The 13,396-nt window shown below is 64.5% G+C and carries 10 protein-coding genes; 5 read left to right on the forward strand and 5 right to left on the reverse strand.

What is annotated here, in order from left to right:
• Positions 1-168: 2Fe-2S iron-sulfur cluster-binding protein (locus CHB88_RS15320; protein ID WP_143131188.1), on the forward strand; the 168-nt coding region annotated here is incomplete at its 5' end.
• Positions 169-198: 30 nt separating this feature from the next.
• Here the strand turns inward: CHB88_RS15320 and CHB88_RS15325 are convergent.
• The gene (locus CHB88_RS15325) at positions 199-1,116 is read right to left on the reverse strand and encodes an SDR family oxidoreductase (RefSeq protein WP_089400218.1); all 918 of its coding nucleotides are present in this window, start codon (positions 1,114-1,116) and stop codon (positions 199-201) included.
• Positions 1,117-1,128: 12 nt separating this feature from the next.
• On the opposite strand from CHB88_RS15325, the gene CHB88_RS15330 reads away from it, so the two are divergent.
• Together CHB88_RS15330 and CHB88_RS15335 are read left to right on the forward strand one after the other, a co-directional pair.
• Positions 1,129-2,160, forward strand: coding sequence for a CDP-6-deoxy-delta-3,4-glucoseen reductase (locus CHB88_RS15330; protein WP_089400219.1), 1,032 nt, complete (start codon positions 1,129-1,131; stop codon positions 2,158-2,160).
• Positions 2,161-2,497: 337 nt separating this feature from the next.
• Positions 2,498-3,700: an acetylornithine transaminase gene (locus tag CHB88_RS15335; RefSeq protein ID WP_089400220.1), complete on the forward strand. Its 1,203-nt coding sequence runs from the start codon at positions 2,498-2,500 to the stop codon at positions 3,698-3,700.
• A 382-nt stretch (positions 3,701-4,082) separates the two neighbouring features.
• On the opposite strand, the gene lpdA is transcribed toward CHB88_RS15335, so the two are convergent.
• The 4 genes from lpdA to aceE all read right to left on the reverse strand — a co-directional run bounded on the left by lpdA (position 4,083) and on the right by aceE (position 11,181).
• Complete coding sequence (gene lpdA / locus CHB88_RS15340; protein WP_089400221.1) at positions 4,083-5,870, reverse strand: dihydrolipoyl dehydrogenase; 1,788 nt, start codon at positions 5,868-5,870, stop codon at positions 4,083-4,085.
• 98 nt (positions 5,871-5,968) lie between these two features.
• A complete protein-coding gene (locus CHB88_RS15345) occupies positions 5,969-6,538 on the reverse strand; it encodes an Ntn hydrolase family protein (protein ID WP_089400222.1) in 570 nt (189 codons plus the stop codon).
• Positions 6,539-6,612: 74 nt separating this feature from the next.
• A complete protein-coding gene (gene aceF, locus CHB88_RS15350; RefSeq protein ID WP_089400223.1) occupies positions 6,613-8,310 on the reverse strand; it encodes a dihydrolipoyllysine-residue acetyltransferase in 1,698 nt (565 codons plus the stop codon).
• Between the two features lie 174 nt (positions 8,311-8,484).
• Positions 8,485-11,181 (reverse strand): pyruvate dehydrogenase (acetyl-transferring), homodimeric type, encoded by a 2,697-nt coding sequence (gene aceE / locus CHB88_RS15355; protein ID WP_089400224.1) that lies wholly within the window; start codon positions 11,179-11,181, stop codon positions 8,485-8,487.
• Between the two features lie 357 nt (positions 11,182-11,538).
• Here aceE and CHB88_RS15360 point away from each other — a divergent pair, with 357 nt between their 5' ends.
• Positions 11,539-12,465: a YihY/virulence factor BrkB family protein gene (locus CHB88_RS15360; RefSeq protein WP_089400225.1), complete on the forward strand. Its 927-nt coding sequence runs from the start codon at positions 11,539-11,541 to the stop codon at positions 12,463-12,465.
• Positions 12,466-12,547: 82 nt separating this feature from the next.
• Complete coding sequence (folD, locus tag CHB88_RS15365; protein WP_089400226.1) at positions 12,548-13,393, forward strand: bifunctional methylenetetrahydrofolate dehydrogenase/methenyltetrahydrofolate cyclohydrolase FolD; 846 nt, start codon at positions 12,548-12,550, stop codon at positions 13,391-13,393.
• Positions 13,394-13,396: the final 3 nt, after the last annotated feature.

Consider the following 13,396-nt stretch of genomic DNA (forward strand, 5'->3'; position numbering starts at 1 on the left):
CCGGTGTCGTGCGAGCAGGGCATCTGCGGCACCTGCATCACCCGGGTACTGGAGGGCGAGCCGGACCATCGCGACCTGTACTTCACCGATGAAGAAAAGGCGGCCAACGACCAGTTCACGCCCTGCTGTTCCCGCGCCAAGGGCAAGCTGCTGGTGCTCGACCTCTAGGCAATTCCCCGGCTGCCCGTCCGGGCAGCCTCAGTCTTCCTTGTGTCCCTGCCGCGCCAGGGGCTCCGCCTTGGCGCGCAGGAAATCTTCCACGGTCGGATAGCGAAGACGCACGGCCAGTTCCCTCTTCATGCGTTCATTGCGCAGCCGGCGCGATTCCGACATGAAGGACAGCAGCATGGGCGAAACCGCCTGCCGCAGCTCCTCACGCGGCAGGCGCGGCGGCCGCGGCAGTCCGGCGGTGTCAGCCACCGCATCGAAGTACTCCCCCATCTTCATGTCCGAGTCGTCCACGGTGTTGTAGACGCGGTTGGCCGCACCCCGAAACAGCGCCTGCACGATGATGCGCGCCAAGTCATCGGCATGAATGTGATTGGTGTACACGTCCTCCTCCTCCCGCAGCGCCGGTGTGCCCTTGCGCAGCCGCTCGATCGGCAGCCGCTCGGCGGCATAGATGCCCGGCACGCGCAGGATGGACAACCGCGACTGGGTACGCTTCGCCCAGCGCCGCAGCACCATTTCCGCATCTACCCGGCGCCCCGCGCGGGCGCTGGTCGGGTTGACCGGCCGGCTCTCATCCACCCAGGCGCCGCCGCAATCGCCATACACGCCGGTGGTGCTGACATAAACCAGATGCGTACCCTCGGGTAAAATGGCGGCCAAATTCCGGCTGCGGCGATCGATGGCGCCGTCGGAGGGCGGCGGCGCGAGATGCACCACCCGTGTGGCCAGGCGCGCGAGCCGGGCCAGGGTTGCCGGCCGGTCTAGGTCAGCCACCACCGGCACCGCGCCGGCGGCGCGCAGTTCATCGCGTCGTGCCGGCTGGCTGGTGAGCGCGAACACGCGGAAGCGGTCGCGCAGCAGCGGCAGCAGGCGCATGCCGACATCGCCGCAGCCGACGATCAGCAGGCGCGGCTTGCCCACTCTGTTTTTTGCTGTTTTTTTCATGATCAGGATTGTATGACGTTCAATGTTACTGTTCAGCCGAGCGGACACCAGTTCAGCTGCGATGAAGATGAAAGCGTGCTGGCGGCGGCGCTGCGCGCCGGCGTGGGCCTGCCCTACGGCTGCAAGAACGGCGCCTGCGGCAGCTGCCGCGGCAAGCTGCTGGAAGGCACGATGGAGCATGGCCCGCATCAGGTGAAGGCCCTGTCGGCCGCCGACGAGGAGCGCGGCTTCGCCCTTTTCTGCTGCGCCAGGCCGAAGAGCGACGTGGTGATCGAGGTGCGCGAGGTTGCCGGCGCTGGCGAATTCCCGATCAAGAAGATGCCGACGCGGGTGGCGAAGCTGGACCGCGTGGCCGACGATGTCATCGTCATGTCGCTGCAGCTGCCGGCCAACGAGCGCCTGCAGTACAAGGCCGGCCAGTATCTCGAGTTCCTGCTCAAGGATGGCAAGCGCCGCAGCTACAGCATGGCCAATGCGCCGCATCTGGATGAGCATCTGACCCTGCACATCCGCCACATGCCGGGCGGCCTGTTCACCGACCATGTGTTCAACGCCATGAAGGAAAGGGAGATCCTGCGTATCGAAGGTCCGCTCGGGACCTTCTTCCTGCGCGAGGACTCCGACAAGCCGATCATCCTGCTCGCCTCCGGCACCGGCTTCGCGCCGATCAAGGCCATCATCGAGCATGCCGCCCACCAGGGCAGCCAGCGTCCGATGGTGCTGTACTGGGGCGGGCGCCGGCCGAAGGACCTCTACATGCATGCGCTGTGCGAGGAATGGGCGCGCACCCTGCCGAATTTCCGCTATGTGCCGGTGATCTCGAACGCGCAGCCGGAAGACGGCTGGTCCGGACGCGACGGCTTCGTGCATCAGGCGGTGATGGCCGATATTCCCGACATGGCCGGCTATCAGGTCTATGCCTGCGGCGCGCCGGTGATGGTGGATGCGGCCAAGCGCGACTTCGTCTCGGCCTGCAAGCTGCCGGACGAAGAGTTCTATGCCGACGCCTTCACGTCGGAAGCCGATCTCGCCAATCCCGCCTGATTGCCCCCAAGGGAAAACTTTTGACGCATTGCGCAAAAGCGCATAAGATTGGCGCATGAAAACATCAGCCCTCGCCCTGCGACGCCGCAGCTTCCCTGCCCTAACCGGGATGCCGTGCGCGTAAGCGATCGCTGATCACCAAGCCACAGGACATCCCTGTGGCTTTTTTTTTGCCAGTGTTTTGCGGAAGTTTCACCGATGCGCCGTGATGATGCGGTGAACTGTTTCGGCATTGATGCAGCCAAACCTTGGCCGCATGCATGACCGACCAGACCAGCAGAATCCGGATCGCCGCCTTTCAGATTCATTGATCAATCGCCGTTGCCAGGAGTGCCAGATGGAATTCAGCCAATACCCAGTCGATGCCTTGTTGAAAATCACCAACCGTCCCGATCTGGTCTTCACCGAGGGCCAAGGCATGTGGCTGACCGACCATCAGGGCAAGCGCTACCTGGACTATTTGCAGGGCTGGGCGGTGAACTGCCTCGGCCATTCGCCCCAGTGCCTTCAGGACGCCCTGGTGAAGCAGGCGGCGAAGGTGATCAATCCCTCCCCTGCTTTCTACAACGAGCCGTCGATCGAGCTGGCCGCGCTGCTGACCGAGAACTCCTGCTTCGACCGTGTCTTCTTCGCCAACAGCGGCGCCGAAGCCAATGAAGGCGCCATCAAGCTGGCGCGCAAGTGGGGCAAGCTGAACAAGAACGCCGCCGGCGAGGCGCGCTACGAAATCATCACCTTCAACCACGGCTTCCATGGCCGCACCCTGGCCACCATGTCCGCCAGCGGCAAGACCGGCTGGGACACCATCTTCGCGCCCCAGGTGCCGGGCTTCCCGAAGGCCGAACTGAACGACATTGCCAGCGTCGAGCGACTGATCACCGACAAGACTGTCGGCGTGATGCTGGAACCGGTCCAGGGCGAAGGCGGCGTGCTGCCGGCCACCCGCGAATTCATGCAGGCGCTGCGCAAGCTGACGCAGGAGCGCGGCCTGCTGCTGATCGTCGATGAAGTGCAGGCCGGCATGGGCCGCACCGGCGAGCTGTTCGCCTACCAGCTGTCCGGCATCGAGCCGGACATCATGACCCTGGGCAAGGGCATCGGCGGCGGCGTGCCGCTTTCCGCCTTGCTCTGCCGCGAGGAATTCGCGGTGTTCGAGCCGGGCGACCAGGGCGGCACTTACAACGGCAATCCGCTGATGACGGCGGTGGGCGCAGCAGTGCTGAAGGAATTGCTGGCGCCAGGCTTCCTGCAGTCGGTGAAGGACAAGGGCCAGTACCTGCGCGGCGAACTGCTGAAGCTATGCGAGAAGCACAGCCTGGACGGCGAGCGCGGCGAAGGCTTGCTGCGCGCGCTGAAGCTCGGCAGCAATATTGGTGCGCAGATCGTGGACATTGCCCGCGACATGGAGCCGGTCGGCCTGCTGCTGAACTCGCCGCGTTCGGATCTGCTGCGCTTCATGCCGGCGCTGAACGTGACCAAGGAAGAAATCGACCAGATGATTTCGATGTTGTCGGAGATCTTGGGGAAGATAAAGGGGTGAGGTTGAAGTTCTGAGCGGGGCGCTGGTGGCGGTTGGGGTCTGATCTGCCCTTGAATAGCGAAGGATTTTGATGGCACTGGCGGCTTCCTGCGGATGGATTTTATTTCCCAAAGAAGACGGTTGCCTCAATCGGATTCAATGCTCTTCATTAGTCACTACCGAAACCCATCCTCATCCACGACAGCGCGATCACGCGCTGTCGGCTAGGCAGGCGGACAGCATGCTGTCCGCATTCCCTGCTGCGCCCCGCCCTCTCCTTGAAGGAGAGGGCGCATTCTTTATCGGCGAGGGCATTCAGTCTTAATGTCTGTCCATTGCCTGACAGCTCAAAACAAAAGGGCAGCCATCTTGGCTGCCCTTCTTCATTTCGCGCTTGACGCGCTTACTTCTTCCGCGCCGGCGGCAGGTCGGTGCAGACGCCTTCGAACACTTCCGCCGCCATGCCGATGGACTCGCCCAGGGTCGGATGCGGATGGATGGTCTTGCCGATGTCGACCGCGTCGGCGCCCATCTCGATCGCCAGGGCGATTTCGCCGATCATGTCGCCGGCATGCGTGCCGACGATGCCGCCGCCGACGATGCGGTGGGTCTCGGCGTCGAACAGCAGCTTGGTGAAGCCTTCGTCGCGGCCGTTGGCGACCGCGCGGCCGCTCGCCGCCCAGGGGAACAAGCCCTTCTCCAGCTTCACGCCCTTGGCCTTGGCTTCGTCCTCGGTCATGCCGACCCAGGCCACTTCCGGATCAGTGTAGGCCACCGACGGAATCACCCGGGCATCGAAGAAGGATTTCTGGCCGGCGGCCGCTTCCGCCGCCACATGCGCTTCGTGCACCGCCTTGTGCGCCAGCATGGGCTGGCCGACGAGGTCGCCGATGGCGAAGATGTGCGGCACGTTCGTGCGCATCTGCGCATCCACCGGGATGAAGCCGCGCTCGTTCACCGCCACGCCGGCCTTGTCGGCGGAGATCTTCTTGCCGTTCGGACTGCGGCCCACCGCCACCAGCACCATGTCGTAGAGCTGCGGCTCCGGCGCGGTTCCGCCCGCCTCGGCGCTCTCGAAGGTGACCTTGATGCCTTCCGGCAGCGCTTCCACGCCGACCGTCTTGGTCTTGGTCATGATGCGGTCGAAGCGCTTCTCGTTGAACTTCTGCCAGACCTTGACCAGGTCGCGGTCGGCGCCCTGCATCAGGCCGTCCAGCATCTCGACCACGTCGATGCGCGCGCCGAGGGTGGAATAGACCGTCGCCATTTCCAGGCCGATGATGCCGCCGCCGATGACCAGCATGCGCTTGGGCACCTGGCGCAGCTCCAGCGCGCCGGTGGAGTCGACGATGCGCTCGTCTTCCGGCACGAAGGGCAGCTTCACCACCGAGGAACCGGCGGCGATGATGGCCTGCTTGAAGCCGATGGTCTTCCTGCCGCCGTCGGCGGTGGCGACTTCCAGGTGGTTGGGGCCGACGAACTGGCCGACGCCCTGCACCACGTTGACCTTGCGGCCCTTGGCCATGCCGGCCAGGCCGCCAGTCATCTTGGAGATGACCTTGTCCTTGTGGGCGCGCAGCTTGTCGATGTCGATGGAAGGCTTCTCGAACTTGATGCCCATCGCTTCCATGTGCGAGGTTTCGTCGATCACCGCCGCCACGTGCAGCAGCGCCTTGGAGGGAATGCAGCCGACGTTGAGGCAGACGCCGCCGAGGGTGGCATAGCGCTCCACCAGCACGGTGTTCATGCCGAGGTCGGCGGCGCGGAAGGCGGCGGAATACCCGCCCGGGCCGGCGCCGAGCACCAGCATGTCGCATTGGATGTCGGCGCTGCCGGAAAAATTGGCGGCCTGCGGCGCCTGCACCGGCGCGACGGCAGCGGGCGCAGGGGCCGGCGCGGCGGTCGCGGCGGCCGGCTGGCTGCTGCCGTAGCCGGCGGACGCCTCGCCGGTTTCGGCGGCATCGAGCACCAGCAGCAGCGTGCCTTCGGAGACCTTGTCGCCGAGCTTGACCTTGAGTTCCTTCACCACGCCGGCGTGGCTGGACGGAATCTCCATGCTGGCCTTGTCGGATTCCACCGTGATCAGCGACTGGTCGACGCGGATGGTGTCGCCCGGCTTGACCAGCAATTCGATTACTTCCACCTCCTTGAAGTCGCCGATGTCCGGGACTTTGACTTCCACCGTGCTCATAGCTTTAGCTCCATGTGTCCCCGCCGCGACCGGCCGGGAAGATTATCGTTGTTAAGTTGGGCCCGCTTTGCATGCTCAATCCGCTTGATCCGGCGTGGCTAGAAATCCACCTCGAAGCTGAACACCCGGAACGGCCCGGAGGTGCTCTTGTCGAACTCCGCCCCCGCATGCACGCCGATCTCGGCGATCTCGCGCGCGCTGTGCAGCTTGTCGTACACCGCGTACATCGCGCCGAGCGCGAAGTTGCGGCCGCTGCCGATGCCCCAGAAGCGGTCGAAGCTGAACACTTCCCGGTAGGAGTAGACGCCGAAGATGCCGTTCGGATTGGCGATCAGCGAAGTGATCTGGGACGATTCGTAGGGGTCGTCCTCCTCTTCCTTGGTATTGAGGAAGTACTTCTCCTTCAGGATCTCGTGCACCTTCGAAAAGGTCTCGAACACCTCGTCGCGGCTGCCGAGCTTGCAATCCTCGCCCATGGCCGTGAGCAGCTTGCGCATCACCGGAAAGTGGGCGGCGGTGCCGGCCAGCGTGACGTAGGAGTCGCCCACCCTGAAGATCTTTTCATTGACTTCATAGGCATGCGACAGGCGGGTGTCGCCGAACGTGACGAGGGAATCGGATGCGATGGCGATCTCGTTGTTCTTCTTGACGACGACGCAGGTGGTCATTGCTCAACTCCGGGAAATTGCGGGAAGCGGGCCGCGGCGGATGGCACCGCCGCAGCTCGCAGGCCTGCGCCCTGTTACAGCAGGGTCTTGCGCATGTCGGACAGCACTTCGGCCAGGTAGGCGGTGAAGCGGGCGCCCATTGCGCCATCGATCACGCGGTGATCGTAGGACAGCGACAGCGGCAGCATCAGGCGAGGCACGAACTGCTTGCCGTCCCAGACCGGCTTGAAGCTGGTCTTGGACAGGCCGAGGATGGCCACTTCCGGCGCGTTGATGATCGGCGTGAAGGCGGTGCCGCCGATGCCGCCGAGCGAAGAAATGGTGAAGCTGGCGCCCTGCATGTCGGCCGGCTTGAGCTTGCCTTCGCGCGCCTGGGCGGAGAGCTCGGTCATTTCCTTGGCGATCTGGCTGATGCCCTTCTTGTCCACGTCCTTGATCACCGGCACCACCAGGCCGTTCGGCGTGTCGGCGGCGAAGCCGATGTGGTAGTACTGCTTCAGGATGATGTTCTCGCCCTTCTCGTCGAGCGAGGCATTGAAGGTCGGCAGCTTCTTGAGCGCGGCGACGCTGGCCTTGATGACGAAGGCGAGCATCGTCAGCTTGACACCGGACTTGGCCAGCGCGGCATTGGAGTCCTTGCGGAATTCTTCCAGCTCGGTGACGTCGGCCTCGTCGAACTGCGTGACATGCGGAATCATCACCCAGTTGCGATGCAGATTCGGGCCGCTGATCTTCTTGATGCGCGACAGCACTTGGGTTTCGGTGCTGCCGAACTTGGAGAAGTCCAGCGACGGCCACGGGAGCAGATCCAGACCGCCGCCCTGCTTGCCGCCCGCGGCAGCCTTGGCCGCCGGCGCAGCAGCGGCGCCGGACATCACCGACTTCACGAAGCCCTGGATGTCCTCGTGCAGGATGCGGCCTTTCGGGCCGCTGCCCTTGACGCGGCCGAGGTCGACGCCGAGTTCGCGCGCGAACTTGCGCACCGAGGGCGAGGCATGGGCCTTGGCGTTGGCGGGAGCCGCCGGCTCCAGCGCGGCGGTGGGCAGGGGCTTGGCGGACGGGGCCGGAACCGAGGCGGAGGCGGCTGGCGCGGCCTTGGCGGCCAGCGCATCGATGGCGGCGGAAACGCTGTCGCCGCCGGCTGCAGGCGCTGGCGCGGGAGCCGCAGCGGCGGCAGGGGCGCCGCCGCCGGCGGTTTCCAGCATCAGCAGCAGGCTGCCTTCGGACACCTTGTCACCGACCTTGACCTTGAGTTCCTTTACGACGCCGGCATGGCTGGACGGGATTTCCATGCTGGCCTTGTCCGATTCCACCGTCACCAGCGACTGCTCGGCGGCGATGGTGTCGCCCGGTTTGACCATGACCTCGATGACTTCGACTTCCTTGAAGTCGCCGATGTCCGGCACCTTGATTTCCATGATGGCGGGCGCGGTCGCCACTGCCGGGGCGACCGCGGGAGCGGGCGCGGGTGCAGGCGCTGCTGCCGCGGGCGCAGGAGCCTGCACCTGGGGCGTGGAGGCGGCGGCGCCGGCTTCCTGGGTTTCCAGCACCAGCAGCATGGAACCTTCCGACACCTTGTCGCCGACCTTGATCCTGAGTTCCTTCACCACGCCGGCGTGGCTGGACGGAATCTCCATGCTGGCCTTGTCGGACTCCACCGTGATCAGGGACTGGTCGACGGCGACGGTATCGCCCGGCTTGACCAGCAGCTCGATCACTTCCACCTCCTTGAAGTCGCCGATATCGGGGACTTTCACTTCCACCATGCTCATAGCTTCAGCTCCGTTCTCCCCTTCGCTCGATCGAAGGGACTTTTTCTTTGATTGTTGGCCCTGTCCGTCCTAAGCCGGCGGCTTCCTCGTCCGGAAGCGGCGCCGTCTTCGAGCGGCCTGGGACTTGTTGACGGCCCTCCGCGAACGGAGGGCGCTTTCTTTTCTCGCCGGAACTTACAGCGTGACCGGATTCGGCTTGTTCGGATCGATGCCGTACCTGGCGATGGCCTGGGCCACCACCGAAGCTTCGACCGCGCCGTCTTCCGCCAGTGCCTTGAGCGTGGCGATAGTCACATAGTAGCGGTTGACTTCGAAGAATTCACGCAGCTTGGCGCGGGAATCGGAGCGGCCGAAGCCGTCGGTGCCCAGCACCTTGTAATTGCGGCCCTTCGGCATGAAGGCGCGGATCTGCTCGGCAAAGGCGCGCATGTAGTCGCTGGAAGCGACGATCGGACCCTGGGTGCCCTGCAGGCATCGGGTGACGTGCGCCAGGCGCGGCTGCTCGACCGGATGCAACAGGTTCCAGCGATCCGCATCCTGGCCGTCGCGGGCCAGCAGGGTGAAGGACGGCGCCGACCAGACGTCCGCGTCCACGCCCCAGTCCTGCTTCAGGATCTCGGCGGCGGCGATGACTTCGCGCAGGATGGTGCCGGAGCCCATCAGCTGGGCGCGCAGCTTGCCCTTGCCTTCGGACGGCTGCAGCAGGTACAGGCCCTTCAGGATGTCCTGCTCCTGGCCCGCCTTCAGGCCCGGATGGCTGTAGTTCTCGTTCATCAGGGTGATGTAGTAGAACACGTCCTCCTGCTCCTGCACCATGCGGCGCAAACCGTCATGGATGATCACCGCCACTTCGTGGGCGAAGGTCGGGTCGTAGGGGATGCAGTTGGGGATGGTGGATGCCATCACGTGGCTGTGGCCGTCCTCGTGCTGCAGGCCCTCGCCGTTGAGCGTGGTGCGGCCGGCGGTGCCGCCGAGCAGGAAGCCGCGCGCCCGCATATCGCCCGCCGCCCAGGCCAGGTCGCCGACGCGCTGCAGGCCGAACATCGAGTAGAAGATGTAGAACGGGATCATCACCCGGTTGTTGGTCGAGTACGAGGTCGCGGCGGCGATCCAGGAGCTCATCGCGCCCGCCTCGTTGATGCCTTCCTGCAGGATCTGGCCGGCCTTGTCCTCGCGGTAGTACATCACCTGGTCCTTGTCGACCGGTTCGTACAGCTGGCCCATCTGGTTGAAGATGCCGATCTGGCGGAACAGGCCTTCCATGCCGAAGGTACGCGCCTCGTCGACCAGGATGGGAACGACGCGCTTGCCCAGGCTCTGGTCGCGCAGCAGCGTGGTGATGATGCGCACGTAGGCCTGGGTGGTCGAGATCTCGCGGCCTTCGGCGGTCGGGTCCAGCACCGCCTGGAAGGCGGACAGCGGCGGCACCGTCAGGGTTTCATCGGCCTTCACGCGGCGCTGCGGCAGGTAGCCGCCGAGCGCCTTGCGCCGCTCGTGCAGGTACTTGATCTCCGGCGCATCGTCGGACGGCTTGAAGAACGGCACGTCCGGCAGCTTGTCGTCCGGAATCGGGATGGCGAAGCGGTCGCGCATCTCGCGGATGGCCTGGTCGTCGAGCTTCTTGGTCTGGTGCGCCGTGTTGCGCGCCTCGCCCGACTTGCCCATGCCGAAGCCCTTGATGGTCTTGACCAGCAGCACGGTCGGCTGGCCCTTGTGCTCCTGGGCGTTCTTAAAGGCGGCATAGATCTTGTGGGGATCGTGGCCGCCCCGGTTCAGGCGCCAGATGTCGTCGTCCGACATCTTCGAGACCATCTCCAGCAGCTTCGGATGCTTGCCGAAGAAATGCTTGCGCACGTAGGCGCCATCCTTGGCCTTGTAGTTCTGGTACTCGCCGTCGACGGTTTCCATCATCACGCGCTGCAGGATGCCGTCCTTGTCGCGCGACAGCAGCTCATCCCAGTAGCCGCCCCAGATCACCTTGACCACGTTCCAGCCGGCGCCGCGGAAGTCGGCTTCCAGTTCCTGGATGATCTTGCCGTTGCCGCGCACCGGGCCGTCGAGGCGCTGCAGGTTGCAGTTGATGACGAACACCAGGTTGTCCAGCTTCTCGCGCCCGGCCATGCCGATCGCGCCCATGGATTCCGGCTCGTCCATCTCGCCGTCGCCGCAGAAGGCCCAGACCTTGCGGTTGTCGGTCTTGGCGATGTCACGCGCATGCAGGTACTTGAGGAAGCGCGCCTGGTAGATCGCCATCAGCGGGCCGAGGCCCATGGATACCGTCGGGAACTGCCAGAATTCCGGCATCAGCTTCGGGTGCGGATAGGAAGACAGGCCCTTGCCGTCGACCTCGCGCCGGAAATTCATCATCTGATCTTCGGACAGGCGGCCTTCGAGGAAGGCGCGGGCATAGATGCCGGGCGAGGAATGGCCCTGAATGTAGAGCAGATCGCCGCCATGCTCTTCGGTGGGCGCATGCCAGAAATGGTTGAAGCCGATGCCCAGCATGTTGGCCAGCGAGGCGAAGCTCGAGATATGGCCGCCGAGGTCGCCGTCGGCGCGGTTTGTCTTCACCACCATTGCCATGGCGTTCCAGCGCATCCAGGAACGCAGGCGCTCTTCGTATTCGAGGTTGCCGGGACAGTGTTCGGCGAGGTGGGCGGGGATGGTGTTGACGTAGGCGGTGTTGCTGGAGAAGGGAATATGGGCGCCGCGGCGGCGGGCCAGGTCCACCATGCGCTCCATCAGGTAGTGGGCGCGCTCCGGTCCTTCGGTGTCGATGACGGCTTCGAGGGCATCGAGCCACTCCTGGGTTTCCATCACATCGGGATCGTTGGCGGCTTGGGCCAGGACTTGGTCGAGCTGAGCTGACATAAGTGTCTCCTGAGTTAAAGGCATTCCCGATCGGATCTGAAGGACGGCGTCGGGGGAAATTTTGGACAAGGTTTCGCCAAGAGAGTGCGCGATGCAAAGATTCTAACAGCACTTTTTCATTTTTCAAAATGCGGTATGCGTTTTCATATTGTGGAATTATGCCTTCGTTCAATTCGTCATGCCTGCGTTCGCGGGGCTTGCCTTGCGCTCATATCGCTCGCCCCAAATCATCGCTTCGGCTTCATTGACACCGGCCAAAAGCCGCGTCATGAACCGCTTTCGCGATCTTTGCCGCCGGCACTTTTCCCAAGCGAGGCGCTCTATCGAGTTTATTGCGCCTTTGCCAAAGGTCCAGCCATGACGTTTCCCTGCCTGTATGGCTTATCCCTGTTCGCGCTCATCCGTGAATCCTTCAGCGATTTCATGGAAGACGACATGACCACCTACGCTTCGGCGCTGGCGTATCAGGTGCTGTTTTCCATCTTTCCCTTCATCATCTTCCTCATCGCCCTGCTCGGCTTCCTGCACATGCCAGGCTTCTTCGACTGGTTGCGCCAGCAGGTGCAGATGCTGCTGCCGGGCCAGGCGCTGCCGCTGGTCAACAAGGTGATCGGCGAACTGCAGAAGGAACAGAGCGGGCTGCTGTCGGTCGGCGTGCTGCTCGCGCTATGGTCCGCATCGGCCGGGGTGCGCGCCACCATCAATGCCCTCAATGTCGCCTACGACGTGCGCGAGCGCCGGCCGGCCTGGAAGCTGTATCCGCTTTCCATTTTTTACACCGTCGGCATCGCCGCCATGCTGGCGGCCGCCGCGGCGCTCATGGTGGTCGGCCCGCAGGCGATGGAGTGGCTGGCCGGCTGGATCGGCCTCAAGGAGGAAGTGGTGATCGTCTGGGCGGTGCTGCGCTGGCCGGCGGCCATGCTGCTGCTGATGATGGTGGTGGCGCTGGTGTATTACCTCGGTCCCAACCTGAAACAGCGCTTCCGGCTGCTCAGCCCGGGCGCGGTGCTGTCGGTGCTGGTGTGGATCGCCGCCTCGCTCGGCTTCGACTATTACGTGCGCAGCTTCGCCGACTACAGCGTCATGTACGGCAGCATCGGCACCATCATCATCCTGCTGCTGTATTTCTTCGTGTCGGCGGCCGTGCTGCTGTTCGGCGCCGAGGTGAATCATGTCATCGACCGCCACCAGCGGGAGATGCAGCAGGATGCCGGCCGTGCCGCGACCCACCCGGCCGGTTCAGCCAGCCGCCCCGGGGACACGCTCGGACACCCGGCGCGCTGACCCCGCGCTGGCCCCGGCGGCGCTGCCCCGCCGGGGGAGCCGCTTATAATGCGGTTTTTCCCGTCACTCTGAAGTCTTCGTCATGTCCGCACAAATCATCAATGGCACCCTGCTGTCCCAACAACTCCGCGCCGACGTCGCCCGGCGCGCCGCTACCCTCACCGAACGCGGCCGCCAGCCCGGCCTGGCGGTGGTGCTGGTCGGGGACAACCCGGCGTCCCAGGTCTATGTGCGCAACAAGGTCAAGGCATGCGAAGACAACGGCATCCACTCCGTCATGGAGAAGTACGATGCCGGCATGAGCGAGGCCGATCTGCTGGCGCGCATCGACGCCCTGAACAAAGACCCGAAGATCCACGGCATCCTGGTGCAGCTGCCGCTGCCGCCGCATATCGATGCCCACAAGGTGATCGAGGCCATTGCCGCGGAAAAGGACGTGGACGGCTTCCATGTCAGCAATGCCGGCCTGCTGATGACCGGCCAGCCGCTGTTCCGCCCCTGCACCCCCTATGGCGTCATGAAGATGCTGGAATCCATCGATTACCCGGTGCGCGGTGCGCATGCGGTGGTGGTCGGCGCTTCCAACATCGTCGGCAAGCCGCAGGCCATGCTGCTCTTGCAGGCCGGCGCCACCGTCACCATCTGCAACTCCAAGACCCGCGACCTCGGGCACCACACCCGCCAGGCCGACATCCTGGTGGTGGCCACCGGCAAGCGCAACATCGTCACCGCCGACATGATCAAGCCGGGCGCCGCCGTCATCGACGTCGGCATGAACCGCGACGATGAAGGCAAGCTGTGCGGCGACGTCGACTTCGCCAACGCCAAGGAAGTCGCGGGCTACATCACCCCGGTGCCGGGCGGCGTCGGGCCCATGACCATTACCATGCTGCTGGTCAACACGATCGAAGCAGCGGAAAGAACCTGACAT

Origin of the sequence: Noviherbaspirillum humi (assembly GCF_900188095.1) — a bacterium.
In the GTDB taxonomy this organism is placed as follows: Bacteria; Pseudomonadota; Gammaproteobacteria; order Burkholderiales; family Burkholderiaceae_D; genus Noviherbaspirillum; species Noviherbaspirillum humi.